At 61.0% G+C, this 15,544-nt stretch carries 13 protein-coding genes; 7 read left to right on the top strand and 6 right to left on the bottom strand.

All coding sequences use genetic code 11. The features are described 5' to 3' along the window. Positions 1-49: 49 nt before the first annotated feature. Both N8H74_RS17625 and N8H74_RS17620 read right to left on the bottom strand, forming a co-directional pair. Positions 50-505, bottom strand: coding sequence for a VOC family protein (locus N8H74_RS17625; protein ID WP_217834277.1), 456 nt, complete (start codon positions 503-505; stop codon positions 50-52). Further along, a complete protein-coding gene (locus N8H74_RS17620; RefSeq protein ID WP_262149124.1) occupies positions 496-696 on the bottom strand; it encodes a hypothetical protein in 201 nt (66 codons plus the stop codon). Before N8H74_RS17620 ends, N8H74_RS17625 begins: the two co-directional genes overlap by 10 nt. Positions 697-725: 29 nt before the next feature. Here N8H74_RS17620 and proP point away from each other — a divergent pair, with 29 nt between their 5' ends. The 6 genes from proP to N8H74_RS17590 all read left to right on the top strand — a co-directional run bounded on the left by proP (position 726) and on the right by N8H74_RS17590 (position 10,372). Continuing rightward, a complete protein-coding gene (gene proP, locus N8H74_RS17615; protein ID WP_262149122.1) occupies positions 726-2,228 on the top strand; it encodes a glycine betaine/L-proline transporter ProP in 1,503 nt (500 codons plus the stop codon). Between the two features lie 81 nt (positions 2,229-2,309). Next, a complete protein-coding gene (gene glcD, locus N8H74_RS17610; RefSeq protein ID WP_262149120.1) occupies positions 2,310-3,809 on the top strand; it encodes a glycolate oxidase subunit GlcD in 1,500 nt (499 codons plus the stop codon). Next, on the top strand, positions 3,809-4,873 hold the full coding sequence (glcE, locus tag N8H74_RS17605; RefSeq protein WP_262149119.1) for a glycolate oxidase subunit GlcE: 1,065 nt from the start codon (positions 3,809-3,811) through the stop codon (positions 4,871-4,873). The genes glcD and glcE overlap by 1 nt, the downstream gene beginning before the upstream one ends. A gap of 3 nt (positions 4,874-4,876) precedes the next feature. Beyond that, positions 4,877-6,100, top strand: a complete 1,224-nt coding sequence (glcF, locus tag N8H74_RS17600; protein ID WP_262149117.1) for a glycolate oxidase subunit GlcF — start codon at positions 4,877-4,879, stop codon at positions 6,098-6,100. 962 nt (positions 6,101-7,062) lie between these two features. Further along, entirely contained in the window at positions 7,063-9,684 is a 2,622-nt protein-coding gene (locus N8H74_RS17595; RefSeq protein ID WP_262149115.1) for an EAL domain-containing protein, read from the top strand. A 211-nt stretch (positions 9,685-9,895) separates the two neighbouring features. Beyond that, on the top strand, positions 9,896-10,372 hold the full coding sequence (locus N8H74_RS17590; RefSeq protein ID WP_262149113.1) for a hemerythrin domain-containing protein: 477 nt from the start codon (positions 9,896-9,898) through the stop codon (positions 10,370-10,372). Positions 10,373-10,416: 44 nt separating this feature from the next. On the opposite strand, the gene N8H74_RS17585 is transcribed toward N8H74_RS17590, so the two are convergent. Together N8H74_RS17585 and N8H74_RS17580 are read right to left on the bottom strand one after the other, a co-directional pair. After that, a complete protein-coding gene (locus N8H74_RS17585) occupies positions 10,417-10,632 on the bottom strand; it encodes a hypothetical protein (protein ID WP_217834307.1) in 216 nt (71 codons plus the stop codon). 86 nt (positions 10,633-10,718) lie between these two features. Further along, the gene (locus N8H74_RS17580; RefSeq protein ID WP_217834266.1) at positions 10,719-11,369 is read right to left on the bottom strand and encodes a glycosyltransferase; all 651 of its coding nucleotides are present in this window, start codon (positions 11,367-11,369) and stop codon (positions 10,719-10,721) included. Positions 11,370-11,647: 278 nt separating this feature from the next. Between N8H74_RS17580 and N8H74_RS17575 the strand changes: the two genes are divergently transcribed. Next, the gene (locus N8H74_RS17575; RefSeq protein WP_217834265.1) at positions 11,648-12,412 is read left to right on the top strand and encodes a helix-turn-helix transcriptional regulator; all 765 of its coding nucleotides are present in this window, start codon (positions 11,648-11,650) and stop codon (positions 12,410-12,412) included. A 15-nt stretch (positions 12,413-12,427) separates the two neighbouring features. Here N8H74_RS17575 and N8H74_RS17570 read toward each other — a convergent pair whose 3' ends face one another. Then, positions 12,428-14,386: a MacB family efflux pump subunit gene (locus N8H74_RS17570; RefSeq protein ID WP_262149110.1), complete on the bottom strand. Its 1,959-nt coding sequence runs from the start codon at positions 14,384-14,386 to the stop codon at positions 12,428-12,430. Between the two features lie 2 nt (positions 14,387-14,388). Next, the gene (gene macA, locus N8H74_RS17565) at positions 14,389-15,537 is read right to left on the bottom strand and encodes a macrolide transporter subunit MacA (RefSeq protein ID WP_217834263.1); all 1,149 of its coding nucleotides are present in this window, start codon (positions 15,535-15,537) and stop codon (positions 14,389-14,391) included. Positions 15,538-15,544: the final 7 nt, after the last annotated feature.

Raw genomic sequence — 15,544 nt, 5'->3', positions numbered from 1 at the left:
CGAAAAAGGCCCGGACATCTATCGTCCGGGCCTTTTTCATATGGCGATCTCAGGCAAACGCCGCCTCGATGGCCGCCTCCAGCGATTTCTCTTCCAGAATCTCGATCGAGAAGTGCCCGAAACGCTTGGGCAACCAGATGATCCGCGCTCCGGCCGGCGATTGCAGATCTTCGCGGGTCAGCGGGTTGCCGTTCTCGTCTTCTGGCTGGACACCGCTGCCGAGCAATTCGTCATAGGCCTGTTCGATATCGGGCGTCGTATAGCAATGGCGATAGATCATGCCCTCGCCCGCTTGATCCAGAAGCGCCCTGAGATTGCCCGCCAGCGGCTGTACCAGCATGAAGCGCTCTTGCCCGATCAGCGCAATCGCATAGCGCACATGCAGACCGCCGCGCTCCCAGACCAGCGTGCGGGAAATCCTCGCCTGGAGAATCTGCGCGTAATACGCACAGGCTTCTTCAAGATTCTCGACCAGAACATCTACGTGACTGAACTTCAGATCCATTGCCTGCCTCCTGTTGAACCGGCGTCCATGGTAATCGCATGGGTGCGGTGAGCCCCATCCCCCGACAACCCGAAAAAAAGAAAAACGCGACGAGTGCTGAATTTTTTCGTGTCCGCTTGTATCTGAGCTGAAAGAAGCCATGCCATCAAATAGATGGCGTGGCCCCAGGCAAGCGCTTCGGCGGCTTGCATGAAAACAGATCGGATACCGAGTGACACGCATGGAATCAGTAAAGGAAAACGTCAATCCCATCGGGTTGAAGGACATCACCATCGTCGACGACGCCAAGATGCGCAAGGCGATCACCGCTGCGGCGCTGGGCAACGCCATGGAGTGGTTCGACTTCGGCGTCTACGGCTTCGTCGCCTACGTTCTGGGCAAGGTATTTTTCCCTGGCGCCAATCCCGGCGTGCAGATGATCGCCGCGCTGGCGACGTTCTCGGTGCCGTTCCTGATCCGGCCGCTTGGCGGCCTGTTCTTCGGGGCACTGGGCGACAAGTACGGGCGGCAGAAGGTCCTCGCCGCGACCATCGTGATCATGTCCCTCAGCACCTTCGCCATCGGGCTGATCCCGTCTTACGCATCGATTGGCATCTGGGCGCCAATCCTGCTGTTGCTGGCCAAAATGGCCCAGGGCTTTTCGGTCGGCGGCGAATACACCGGCGCCTCGATCTTCGTCGCCGAGTACGCACCGGATCGCAAGCGCGGCTTTCTGGGCAGTTGGCTGGATTTCGGCTCGATCGCCGGTTTCGTTTTCGGCGCGGGCGTGGTGGTGCTTATTTCGACGATCCTCGGTGAACAGCAATTCGAGGCATGGGGCTGGCGTCTGCCGTTCTTCCTCGCCCTGCCACTGGGCATGATCGGCCTCTATCTGCGTCACGCCCTCGAAGAGACACCGGCCTTCCAGCAGCACGTCGAAAAACTCGAACAAGGCGACCGCGAAGGCCTGGCCGGTGGCCCGAAAGTTTCGTTCAAGGAGGTTGCGACCAAGCACTGGCGCAGTCTGATCACCTGCATCGGCGTGGTGGCGGCGACCAACGTCACCTACTACATGCTGCTCACCTACATGCCGAGTTACCTCACTCACAACCTGCACTACAGCGAAAACCATGGCGTGCTGATCATCATCGCGATCATGGTCGGCATGCTGTTCGTGCAGCCGCTGATCGGCTTCATCAGCGACAAGGTCGGCCGTCGCCCGTTCATCATTGTCGGCAGCGTCGGGCTGTTCATCTTCGCCATTCCGGCGTTCATGCTGATCAACAGCGGCAAGATCGGCCTGATCTTCTCCGGATTGCTGGTGCTGGCGGTGCTGCTCAATTTCTTCATCGGCGTGATGGCCTCGACCCTGCCGGCGATGTTTCCCACCCACATCCGCTACAGCGCCCTGGCCAGTGCCTTCAACGTTTCGGTGCTGATCGCGGGGCTGACCCCGACCGCCGTGGCCTGGCTGGTGGAAAGCACGCAGAACCTGTACATGCCGGCCTACTACCTGATGGTGATTGCCGTGGTCGGTCTGATCACCGGCGTGACCATGAAGGAAACCGCGAACAAACCGCTGCGCGGCGCGGCACCGGCCGCTTCCGACATCGAGGAGGCGCGCGAGCTGCTACAGGAGCATCACGACAACATCGAGCAGAAGATCGAAGACATCGACGCACAGATCGCCGAACTGCAAGCCAAACGCGAACATTTGGCGCAGCAGCACCCGCGAATCGAATAGCAGGCTAATGTTCAGTACGAACGGTTCACTGTGCAGCATGGAACCAGACCTCTAACAACACACGGAGGGTCGTCACCGAACATGAACATTCTTTACGACGAACAGGTCGACGGTGTGCTGCCGGACGTCGACCGCGCCGCGTTGTTGCAGGCCTTGCACAGCCAGTGGCCGAGCCTGGAAGTGCTGCATCAGCAGGAAGAGCTGAAACCCTACGAGTGTGACGGGCTCTCCGCCTACCGCACCACGCCGTTGCTGGTGGTACTGCCCCGGCATATCGATGAGGTTCAGGGCGTGTTGCGGCTCTGCCACGAGCGCCGCGTACCCGTGGTGGCCCGTGGCGCGGGCACCGGACTCTCCGGTGGCGCCTTGCCGCTGGAGAAAGGCGTGCTGCTGGTGATGGCACGCTTCAACCAGATCCTGCACATCGACCCCGCCGCCCGCACCGCACGGGTTCAGCCCGGCGTGCGCAACCTGGCGATCTCCCAGGCCGCCGCACCGTTCGGTCTGTACTACGCACCCGATCCGTCCTCGCAAATCGCCTGCTCCATCGGCGGCAACGTGGCGGAAAACGCCGGCGGCGTGCATTGCCTCAAGTACGGTCTGACCGTCCACAACCTGCTCAAGGTCGAGATCCTGACCGTCGATGGCGAACGCCTGACCCTCGGTTCCAGCGCCCTCGATGCTCCCGGCTTCGATCTGCTCGCGCTGTTCACCGGTTCCGAGGGCATGCTCGGGGTCATTACAGAAGTCACCGTCAAACTGCTGCCCAGACCGCAGACCGCGAAAGTCCTGCTGGCCGCGTTCGACTCCGTGGCGAAGGCCGGCCGCGCGGTCGGCGACATCATCGCCGCCGGGATCATTCCGGGAGGCCTGGAAATGATGGACAACCTGGCGATCCGCGCCGCCGAAGATTTCATCCACGCCGGCTACCCGGTCGACGCCGAGGCCATTCTGCTGTGCGAACTCGATGGTGTCGAAGCCGACGTCCACGATGACTGCAATCGGGTTCGCCAGGTGCTGGAACAGGCCGGGGCCACGGAGCTGCGTCAGGCGCGGGACGAAGCCGAGCGGGTGCGTTTCTGGGCCGGGCGCAAGAATGCCTTTCCGGCGGTCGGCCGATTGTCGCCCGACTATTACTGCATGGACGGCACGATCCCTCGCCGTGAGTTGCCGGAGGTGCTGCAAGCCATCGCGCAGTTGTCCTCCGACTATGGGCTGCGCGTCGCCAACGTGTTTCATGCCGGTGACGGCAACATGCATCCGTTGATTCTGTTCGACGCCAATCAGCCGGGTGAACTGGCGCGCGCCGAAGCCCTGGGCGGCAAGATCCTCGAACTGTGCGTGAAGGTCGGTGGCAGCATCACCGGCGAACATGGCGTGGGCCGCGAGAAAATCAATCAGATGTGCGTGCAGTTCAACAGCGATGAGCTGACGGTTTTTCATGCGGTCAAGGCTGCGTTCGATCCCGGTGGGCTGCTCAACCCGGGCAAGAACATTCCGACCCTGCACCGCTGCGCCGAATTTGGCGCCATGCATGTCCACGGCGGGCAATTGCCCTTCCCCGAACTGGAGCGTTTCTGATGGGGCACCCACAGGATTTCGACGACAGCGCCGCGCTGCTCGAACAGGTCAGCCAGGCGCTGGAGGACGCCACGCCACTGCGCATTCAGGGGGCCAACAGTAAAGCGTTTCTCGGACGCATCGTTGCCGGTGAGATTCTCGACACCCGCACCCATCGCGGCATCGTCAGCTACGACCCGACCGAACTGGTGGTGACCGCGCGCTGCGGCACGCCCCTGGCCGAACTGCTCGAGGTGCTGGACGCCGCCCGGCAAATGCTGCCTTGCGAACCGCCAGCCTTCGCCGACGACGCCACGCTGGGCGGCATGATCGCCAGCGGGTTGTCGGGGCCACGACGTCCGTGGGCAGGTTCGGTGCGCGACTTTGTTCTGGGTACGCGGGTCATCACCGGTCACGGCAAACATTTGCGGTTCGGGGGCGAAGTGATGAAAAACGTCGCCGGTTACGACCTGTCGCGCCTGATGGTCGGCAGTTACGGTGCGCTGGGAGTGCTGACCGAGGTTTCACTCAAGGTGTTGCCCAAGCCGCGCCAGAGCCTGAGCATCAGCCTGGAGATGGGCAGCGAGCGGGCCTTGCAGCGTCTGGCCGAGTGGGGGCAGCAACCGTTGCCGATCAGCGCGGCATGCCACGATGGCGAACGCTTGCATCTGCGCCTCGAGGGCGGCGAAGGCTCGGTGGCGGCGGCCCACGAGCGCCTCGGCGGCGAGCGGCTGGAGGCCTCGTATTGGGCCGATCTGAATGAGCAACGCCTGAGTTTCTTTGATCAGGATCAGCCCCTCTGGCGCCTGTCCGTTGCACCCAATACGCCGCCGCTGGCCCTGCCCGGCCGGCAGTTGATCGACTGGGGCGGCGCCCAGCGCTGGCTCAAGTCCGCTGCCGAGGCGGCGTTCATTCGCAAGGTGGTCGAAGAGGTCGGCGGACATGCGACCTGCTACAGCCACGGCTTGAGCGACGAGCCATTCCATCCTTTGTCACCGGCCCTGTTGTTCTACCACCAGAACCTCAAGCGCCAGCTCGATCCTCGGGGCATCTTCAACCCCGGTCGCCTGTATGCGGAGCTCTGAATCATGCAAACCACCCTCAGCCCACAGGCCCGTCAACTGCCCCGCGCCGCCGAAGCCGAAAGCATTCTGCGCACCTGCGTGCATTGCGGATTCTGCAACGCGACCTGCCCGACCTATCAGTTACTCGGCGATGAACTCGATGGCCCGCGAGGACGCATCTATCTGATCAAACAGGTGCTGGAGGGCAATCAGGTCACGCAGAAAACCCAGCAGCATCTGGATCGCTGCCTGTCCTGCCGCAATTGCGAGACCTCCTGCCCTTCGGGGGTGGATTATCACAACCTGCTGGATATCGGTCGGGCCGTGGTCGACGCCGCCGTGCCGCGCCCGCTCGGCCAGCGCCTGTTGCGTGAAGGGTTGCGCAGCGTGGTGCCCAATCCCGGACTGTTCAAAAGGCTGGTCAGCAGCGGACAGGTATTGCGCGCGTTGCTCCCCGGCGCCTTGCAAACCAAGCTGCCGCGCCAGCCAGCCATGTCGGTTTGGCGACCGACGCCCCGCCACACCCGGCAGGTATTGATGCTCGAAGGCTGCGTGCAACCGGGACTGTCACCCAATACCAACGCCGCAGCGGCACGGGTGCTGGATCGGCTGGGCCTCTCTGTCACCCCCGCCCGCGAGGCCGGTTGCTGCGGAGCGGTGGACTATCACCTCGACGGCCAATCCACCGGCCTTGATCGCGCCCGCCATAATATCGATGCCTGGTGGCCGGCCATCGAACAAGGTGTCGAGGCGATCGTGCAGACCGCCAGCGGCTGCGGCGCTTTCATCAAGGATTACGGTCACCTGCTCTGCACCGATCCTGCCTATGCGCGAAAGGCCCGGCGAGTCAGCGCCATGACCAAAGACCTGGTGGAAGTGCTGCGCGATGAGCCGCTGGAAAAGCTGCGAGTCCAGAGCGATCAACGCCTGGCGTTTCATTGCCCCTGTACGCTGCAACATGCGCAGAAGCTCGGCGGCGCGGTTGAACAGGTCCTGCTCCGACTGGGCTTCAACCTGACGGCCGTTCCGGATGGACACCTGTGCTGCGGTTCGGCGGGCACCTATTCGATCACCCAGCCGGACCTGGCGCGAAGACTGCGTGACGACAGGCTCAATGCCCTGGAAAGCGGTCGTCCCGAGGTGATTGTCACGGCGAATATCGGTTGTCAGTCGCACCTTGATAGCGCGGGACGTACACCGGTCAGGCATTGGATCGAGGTGGTGGATGCCGCGATGACCAGGCTATGACAGACACCCGAATCACAGGCGAAAAAAAACCGCCTTTGCGGGGCGGTTTTTCTGTAAGGCTCAGTTTGCGGCTGGGCCTTTTTTGTATCTCACCGGAAATACTGACGTGGCGTGATGTTATTGATCTTTACTGGCCCATGCAACGAAATTTTGGCTATCACCATCAGCAGCCATCGAAAAACGTTAATGGCTCATTAAAATCATGTACCGCCCCATCAACTGACAGAAATAACAAATTACAAAAACCAAACCTCCTTCTCAAAAACGTTTAATAATCACACCCTTTTTTACCAGTTATTCGGGTTAACATGCCCACGCTCACATTTCAGTACGACGGTAAGGCCAAGCCGGTGACTTAACGGTTTCAAGCCCTCTGACACGGATTTGCACCCGTGCCGGAATGATCGCTCGGGGGGAAATCAACCGGCCACCTCACCGGAAATACTGACGTGTTTTCCGAAGGCCCACGTGATCCGGTAAGTGCGCTGGAGGTTTGGCCCCCAGCCCTGGAGGCCAAAACGTATGAAGCACTTGCTGCGTACGCTGAGCCTCGTCTGGAAATCGCTTCAAGCGTTTCGCTTTTACGAGTTCCTGCGAGACCGTTTTGACGATCTGAAGTAAAAATTGTCGATACGGAAAAAGCCCGTTTCAGCCTCGGTTGAAATGGGCTTTTTAATGGCACAAACACTGTCAAAAATAATATTTATATATTTCATGGCGAAATGAACTGTAAGACGTTTCCTTATCACTTGTAAGTAAGTTGCAACCGGAAAATATTCCTACATTCAATCTTCATTTTTCTTGAATAAACGTGAACAGTTTCAAACCTGAAAAAAGCAAATCCCTGACAGGTTAACTATGCTTCAGGCCATTGAGTTCAGCAGTCGCGGGAAGAAACAATCTGAACATCGCAGCACAACCATTGTTCTAGATGCAGAAGACACCGGATCAAGGACGAGCACATGGACCTTTCCACTTCCGCTGGCCCCCTTCCCAATCCTCAAAGTGCCGTCACCCGACGCCTTGCCGTCGCAGTCGGCGCATTGTTCGTTGCCGGTGTCATCGCCGCGACCGGCGCCTTGCTCGGTATCGCCACCCAGCTCGATAACGACGACGTCAATGACAACCGGTTCTACTCGGCCCGAGCTCTGGAAAACCGGATCACCGCGTCAAAAAACTACATCACCAGCTACGCCTACTGGACGTCGGCCTACGAGCATTTGAGCGGTGTGGTAGATACGAACTGGGCCTACACCGAGCAGAACATGGGCAAGACCTTGTTCACCAGTGACGGCTATGACGGTGTGTTCGTGCTGGATCGGGACAAAACCAAATACGCGGTGATACGCGGGCAACTGCTGGAAACCGACATTGCCGGATACCTGCAGGCCTCCGCCCCGGCTCTGGTGGCGCAAGTACAGAACCAGACCGACCTGACCAAACCCGTCAATGCCTATTCACTCTTCGAAGGCTGGCCGGCGCTCGTGACCGCCGCCGCGATCATTCCCAACGACGAACGTCCTATGGATGAACCGGGGAAGATCTCGGTGCTGGTGTTCGTCGACAAGCTGACGCCCACCAAACTACGCAAGATCGGCAGCGGTTATGGCCTGAACAACCTGACCCTGGCCCCCGACGACACGATCGAGCCGGGACAGCCACGGGTGCCGCTGGACAGCACCGGATACAGCCTGATCGCTGATCTAGACCGACCCGGGCAGCACTTGTTGTGGTCCTTGATGCCGACGCTCGGCACCACGCTGGTGGTGCTGATGCTGCTGACCGCCTATTTTTTCCGCCACGCCATGCGTTCGTCGCGTTATGTCGATAACAGCTTCAGCGCGATGCAGGCTTCGAACCAGGCGCTGGAGACGGCCAACCGTGCGCTGGAAGCCAGTGAAGAACGCTTTCGCGCCGTGGCCGAGGCGGCGTCGGACTGGATCTGGGAAATCGACCGCGATCTGGACCTCACCTACCTCTCGGCCCGCTTCGGCGAGGTGACCGGTTACCCTCAAGCGCAGTGGCTGGGACAGGACATCGGCCAGTTGCTGTCCTGCGACACGACCCCGCTGGCCTTGTGGCTGCGCACACTGTCGGAGGAGTCCAGCGCCGGTGACCTGCGGTGTACCTATCGCGACCAGTCAGGGCAGCCCCGTCACTGCCGTCTCTCCGCGCGGCCGATTTTCGACGGGCAAGAGGTGGTCGGCTATCGCGGTACGGCCAGTGACATCACTGACGAGGTCGCCGCCCATGCGCAGATCCAGCACCTGTCGATGCACGATGCCCTGACCGGCCTGCCCAATCGCAACAAACTCGCGCGCTATCTGGATGACGCGCTGCTGCTCAAGGAACACGCGCCGCCCCTGTCGGTGCTGATGATCGATCTGGACAACTTCAAGCCGATCAACGACTCACTCGGGCATCCGGCCGGCGATGCGGTGCTGCAGGAGGTCGCCGCAAGATTGCGCGAATGCACCCGCGACCAGGACATCGTCGCCCGACTCGGCGGCGACGAATTCGTGGTGGTGCTCCACGGCATGGACACCCACCACGAAATCGACAAGTTCTGCACGCGCCTGATCGGCAGCCTGCATCAGCCGGTGACCTTCGAGCATCAACCCCTGCATATCGGCGCCAGCGTCGGCATCGCCCTGAGCCGGCGTCACGGCTTCGTGCCCGCCGAGCTGATCCGCTGCGCGGACATCGCGCTCTATCAGGCCAAGTCCGAGGGCAAGAACACCTGGTGCTATTTCGAAGCGCACATGAGCGACCAGATCCAGACCCGCCGGCAAATGGAGGACGATCTGCGCCGCGCGCTGAAGAACGACGAGTTCGTGCTGCACTATCAACCGCGCTACAAGGTCGACGGCAAGCAGATCGTGTCGGTCGAAGCGCTGGTGCGCTGGCTGCACCCGACTCAGGGCATGATCGGCCCCGACGTGTTCATACCACTGGCCGAACAGACCGACCTGATCGTGCCGCTGGGCCGCTGGGTATTGCGCGAGGCCTGTGAAACGGCGCTGGCCTGGCCGGAAGACATTCTGCTCTCGGTGAACCTTTCCCCTGCGCAATTCGCCCTCAGCGACGTGGTCGAAGACGTGCGTGAAGTGCTGGTGCAAACCCGCTTTCCGGCCAGTCGCCTGGAGCTGGAAATCACCGAAAACGTCATGCTCAACGACACCGACGGCGCACTCACCACCATGAATGCGCTCAAGCAACTGGGCGTGCGGTTGAACATGGATGACTTCGGCACCGGTTATTCCTCGCTGGGTTACCTGCGTGCCTATCCGTTCGACGGCATCAAGATCGACAAACGCTTCATCGCCTCCATCAGCAGCGGCGCCAATGACCGTGCGGTGGTGCAGGCGATCATCGGCCTGGGCAAAGCCATGGGCCTGACCGTCACGGCTGAAGGCGTGGAAACCGAGGAACAACTGGAAATTCTCGGCAAGGATCAGTGCAACGAGGTGCAGGGTTACTTCATGAGCCGGCCTGTGGACAAGACGGCCTTCGCGCAATTGTTGAAGGTTTCCAAGACCGTGCAGCCCAACCACTCCCGGCAAAGGAAAGGCCGGGTAGCCTAGCGACGGTTGACGCACTGTAATCTGCAATGCCCGCCCTGTGCTCTTCAGGCAGGCTGCACGACAGCGTTATGCCTTCACCGCCACAACCCATTGATCCGGATGAATATTTTCCTGGTCACTGCCTGGCACAACAAATGCGATGGTCTCAGGGAATTCACAGCGCCGTGAGACAACGGACTGTGTCCACTCCGTGACAGCAGAGGCAACCACCATGAATGCCATTGACCTTCTCAAAGCCGACCACGAAAAAGTCAAAACCATCCTGACCCAACTGAGCGAATCGACGGATCGGGCGCTGAAAAAACGTACCGAACTGCTGGGCAAACTGGAGATGGAAATCTCCATCCATACCCGCCTCGAAGAAGAAATCCTCTACCCGGCGTTCAAGGCTGCCGGCAGCAAGGAAGAGGACGTCATGTATTACGAAGCCAAGGAAGAACACCGCACCGTGGACTCGCTGGTGCTGCCCGATCTGAAGTTGACCGATCCGGGCACACCCGAGTTTTCCGGCCGCGTGAAAGTAGTGAAGGAGTTGCTGGAACACCACATCGAAGAGGAAGAAACGGAAATGTTTCCTCAGGCGAAAAAGCTGCTGGGCAAAGCCAAACTCGATGAGCTGGGGGCGCAGATGGAAGCGATGAAAGCCACGTACAAGAAGGAAATGGCCGCCGGCAATATGGCGGCGTGAAGCCTGGAACGACCAAGGCCCGGCAGTTGCCGGGCCTTTTTTCATCAATGGGTTTTATGCTCTTGCGATCCGGTGAACACACTGCCCGCGTCGCGCACCAGCTGGCGCCATTCACTGCTGGTGATCAGGCCCTTCTCTTCCATTTCATCCGCAGCCTTGAGCAGCTCGTCGTACTGTTGCTCCGGGTCCATCCACTGTTGTGCCTGCGTCGCCAGTTTGTGCCATGCCGCCAGTGAATCCTGCTTGCGCTGATCGAACATCATAGTGATTACCTCGTCAGGAAGTTATCCGGTAGAGAGCTGCAAAATGATCGGTGTTCAGCAGGATCGACGGACGGCCATCCCGCTCAAGCCATGGCCAGCGACAGCAGGTAATCAGCGAATCCTTCACGGCAGCGACTGTGTTTGCGCGCACTGGTGATCACGCTGTTTGTCGCCGTCCAGACGATACGCGCCCCGGCCCGCTCCAGATCGCGCACCAGATGCACATCCTCGTGCGCCGGCAAGGGCCGGAAACCACCCGCCCGCTGGTAGGCGATCGAACACACTCCAAGGTTGGCACCGTGGATGTGCCGGTGCCCCTCGACCGCTTGATAGAGGTGTTCGTAACGGGCCTGCACCTGCGGCGAATGCTCCTGCCAACTGTCGACACTGACCGTGCCACACACGGCATCGACCTGAAACGCCAACTGCCGAATCAACCATTGCGGGGACACCACCGTGTCGGCATCGGTGAACGCCAGCCAGCGCGCACCCGCCGCAATCAACGCCGCCGCACCTGCGCACCGCGCCTCGCCGACATTGCGCCCTTCGGTCGCCAGGGTCTGAATGCCCATCTGCCGGGCGACCTGCGCCGAGCCGTCGGTGCAGCTGTCGAGCACCAGCAGGATCTGCACCGGTTCAGTCAGTTGCGGATGCCGCGCGGCGGCGATGACCGAGGCGAGGCAGTATGGGAGCAAGGTTTCTTCATTGTGTGCGGGGATGACGACGCCGATCATTTGCATGCTCCTGCCTGCCCGATGAGCCACCCGTTTTACGGTGGCCGTTACGAGACAGACCGGTGCCGATTTCCATTGGTTCGAGTTTTTTGCGCACCTGCCGGCCGTCGAAGAGATTGCCGTACTCCGGTTATTAGCTAATAACCCCTTCATTAAACGGTCGCTGAAACGTTGTACTAGGATAGGATCCAATTCCTGATGCATTTGCGCCGGCCAGGGAGCTTCATACCGGCACGTCAGGATCGCGAGACACCCCTTGCAACTCATGGATGAACCACATGAACTCACATCTGTTTCCGCACATCGGCAAGGTCATTGCCAGCACCGGCAGCCGCCATTTTCCGCGCATGCTGCACGATCTGATCAGCGCCCAACTGGCAGTGGACGCCACGCACATCCGCCAGATGCGGGTCGAACCGGTCGCTCATGCGCAACCGCGCAACGAGAACGAACACCCGAAGGAGTCGGCACTGCTCGCCGAAACCGTGTTCTCGGAACTCAGCAGCGCACCCGCCTCCAGCGATTCGCCCGGTCATGAAACCGCGAGGGTCGCCGACGCCTCGCAATTGCACCTGACCCGGCGCAAGGACGGATACCGCTATGTGATCTCGGTCTACCGCAACGGTGAGTCGCAACGTTTCTCCGCCCATGAGCGAAGTTTGTTGCAAGACATTTCCCCGGTGCTGCTACCGATGGTGGAAAAACACATCAGTGCCCTGCAACCCGCCCGTAACGACGCCGAAGGGCAACCACTGTCGGCCCGGGATTCGGCCCGGCAAGGCCTGGAAACCCTGCGCCTGCGCTTTGCCGACCGCGTGCAGCAACTGGGCCTGCGCCTGTCGACCCGTGAAACGGAAGTCTGCGTCGGCCTGCTCGCCGGTCGTACCGCCCCGGAACTGGCCGAACAGCTGCAACTGAAGGTCAACACCGTGGAGAGCTACCTCAAGCGCGCCGCAATCAAACTGGGCATCAGCGGTCGCCACTCGCTCATGCGCTGGATGTACTCGCCGCAGGACGACAGCGATCCCTCCACCGCTGCCTGACCTGCGCTCTCCCGGCTAATCCCGCGCCAGCGCCTCGATCGGGTCGAGGCGCGACGCATTGCGCGCCGGGACGAAGCCGAAAACGATGCCGATCAGCGTTGAACAGATCACCGCCGTCATGACCGAACCCATCGAGAAAATCATTTCCCACTCTTTGATGAACACCGAAAACAGATAGCCGATGGCGTAGGACAACGAAATACCGATCGCCCCGCCCAACAGACAGACCATCACCGCCTCGACCAGAAACTGCTGGCGAATGTCCGATTGGCGCGCGCCGACGGCCATGCGGATGCCGATCTCGCGGGTGCGCTCGGTGACTGACACCAGCATGATGTTCATCACGCCGATCCCGCCGACCATCAGGGAAATCACCGCGATCAATGACAGCAGCAACGCCAGCGAGCGGCTGGTCTTCTGCACGGTCTGCATCACGCTGTCGAGGTTGTTGGTGAAGAAATCCTTGGTTCCGTGTCGTTGCAGCATCAACTTGTTGACGTTGTCTTCCACGACCTTGCTCGGCTGGCCGTCCTTGATCCGCACGCTGATGCTGTCCAGATAACGCTGGCCCAGCAGGCGCCCGGCGGCGGTTTCGTAGGGCACCCAGACGTTGAGCGATTTGCTTGAGGCGAACAGGTTCTTGTTCTCCGCCGCCACGCCAATCACCGTACACGGCAAGTTGCCGACCAGGATCACCTGCCCCAACGGATCGACCTGCTCGCCGAACAGCCGATTGCGGGTCTTGTGATCGATCACCACCACCTGCGCCTGGCGGCGGGCATCGCTTTCGCTGAACGGTATCCCGGCCTGCATCTTGATCCCGCGCACCTGGAAATACAGGTCGCTCACGCCGTTGACCTGCGCATCCAGATCGATGTTGCGATAACGCAGCAGCAGGTTGCGCCCGACCACCGGGGTGGCGCTGTCGACGTAATACAACTGATTGAGCGCGGCGACATCGGCGGGCACCAGGGTTTCGATGGCGGTCGAGCGACTGTCACCGAAACTGGTGCCGGAATAGATATCGATGGTGTTACTGCCGATCGCCTCGATGTCCTTGAGCACATAGCGCTTGGCGCCCTCGCCGATGGCCGAAATCGACACCACCGAGGTGATGCCGATGACGATCCCGAGCATGGTCAGCAAGGTGCGCATGCGGTGCGAGATCAGCGCCACCCACGCCATGTTGAAGGCTTCCTTGAACAACCCGAGACTGGCCACCAGGCGTCGCGCCGCCGTGCTTTTCGCTACCGGTGGTTCATCGCCCGACAATTGTTCGGTGTCGCGTTCATTGCGCCGGTCGCTGAGGATTTCACCGTCGCTGACCTCGATGATGCGCTCGGCGTTGGCCGCGACTTTCGGGTCGTGGGTCACCAGAATGACCGTGTGCCCGGCGGCGTGCAGCTCCAGCAGGATGCGCATCACCTCCTTGCCGCTGGCGGTGTCGAGGGCGCCGGTCGGTTCATCCGCGAGGATCACTTCGCCGCCGTTCATCAAGGCCCGGGCAATACTCACCCGCTGCTGCTGGCCGCCGGAGAGCTGGCTCGGCCGATGAGTCAGGTGCCCGTCCAGCCCCAGCCGCGCCAACAGCTCCCGGGCACGGGCATGGCGTTGCGGCTCCGGCGTCCCCGAGTAGATCGCCGGCATCTCGACGTTGTGCATCGCACTCAGGTGCGGCAGCAGGTGGTAGCGCTGGAAGATGAAGCCAAAGTAGTCACGACGCAATTCGGCCAGGGCCTCGTTGTCGAGATCACGGGTTTCCCGGCCGTTGATTTTGTAGCTGCCGGCGGTGGCGTAATCGAGGCAACCGAGGAGGTTCATCAGGGTCGACTTGCCGGAGCCGGAGGCGCCAATGATCGCCACCATTTCCCCGGCTTCGATCGTCAGGTTGATGTTTTTCAGCGCCAGGAACTCGCGGTCGCCAGCGATGAAACTGCGGCTGATGCCGGTCAATTGCAGCAGAGGTTCAGTCATGTTCAGGACCCCGCCACGGGCGTTACCGGATCACCGATCACCACCCGGTCGCCTTCGGCCAGGCCTTCGTTGATCTGCACCTTGACGTTGTTGTTGATGCCGGTCTGTACGTTACGCGCCTGGGCCTGGCCCTTGGCGTCCAGCACGCGCACCGGGAAGCTGCCGTCGCTGTTGCGCGGCCCCAGCGCCGCCACCGGAATGGTCAGTACCGATTGCGCGGTGTCGAGCACCACCCGCACCTGGGCGGTCATGGAAATACGCAGGCGATGATCGGGGTTCGGCACGTCGAACAACGCGTTGTAGAACACCGCTGTGGTCTGCTTCGGCGTGCCGGCGGGCGGCGTTTCGAGGAAGTTCTGTGGCGCCGGTTCAGTGCCGCGCAGCTTGCCGTAGTAGCGCCGGTCCTCGCCGAGGATAGTGAAATACACCGCCTGTCCCGGTTCGATGTGAATCACGTCGGCCTCCGACACTTGAGCCTTGACGGTCATGGTGTCGAGATCTGCCAGTTTCAGCAGGATCGGCGCCAACTGATTGGCGATCACGGTCTGGCCTTCCTGGGTGACGATGCCCACCACATCGCCGTCGATGGGCGCGACGATCCGCGTGTAGGCCAGGTTGACCTTGGCCGTGTCGATCTGGATGTGCGCGCTCTTGATCTGCGCATCGAGGGACAACAGATTCGCCGCCTGCACTTCGTAGTTCGATTGCGCGGTTTCGAAGTCCTGACGGGAGATCGAAGCATCCTGCTGCAGATCCTGATAGCGCTCGTAGATCGCCTTGGTCTGCTTGAGCTGCGCCTGAGTCGCGCGGCGCTGGGCCTGGAGGTTTTCCTCGTCGACCTGGGCCTGGCGCAGGGTGTTCTGCAACACCAGCGGATCGATTTCCGCCAGCCACTGGCCCTTTTTCACTTTGTCGCCGACCTTGACCTTGAGCGACTTCAACTGCCCCGAGACCTGCGCACCGACATCCACCTGCTTGATGCCTTCGAGCAGTCCGGTAGCCAGCACCGCGCTTTCAATATCACTGCGTTCGACCGTGGCGGTCAGGTACTGCGGCGCTTCGGCCGGCGCCTGCACCGTGTAGAAAACCAGACCGGCCACTACCGCCAACGCCAACCCCATGCCGACTTTGCGCAACTTCGTCCGTTCCATAAATGAC

It is taken from the genome of Pseudomonas sp. B2M1-30 (genome assembly GCF_025447575.1).
Classification (GTDB): domain Bacteria; phylum Pseudomonadota; class Gammaproteobacteria; order Pseudomonadales; family Pseudomonadaceae; genus Aquipseudomonas; species Aquipseudomonas botevensis.
This window is presented reverse-complemented; position numbering and strand designations above follow the sequence as displayed.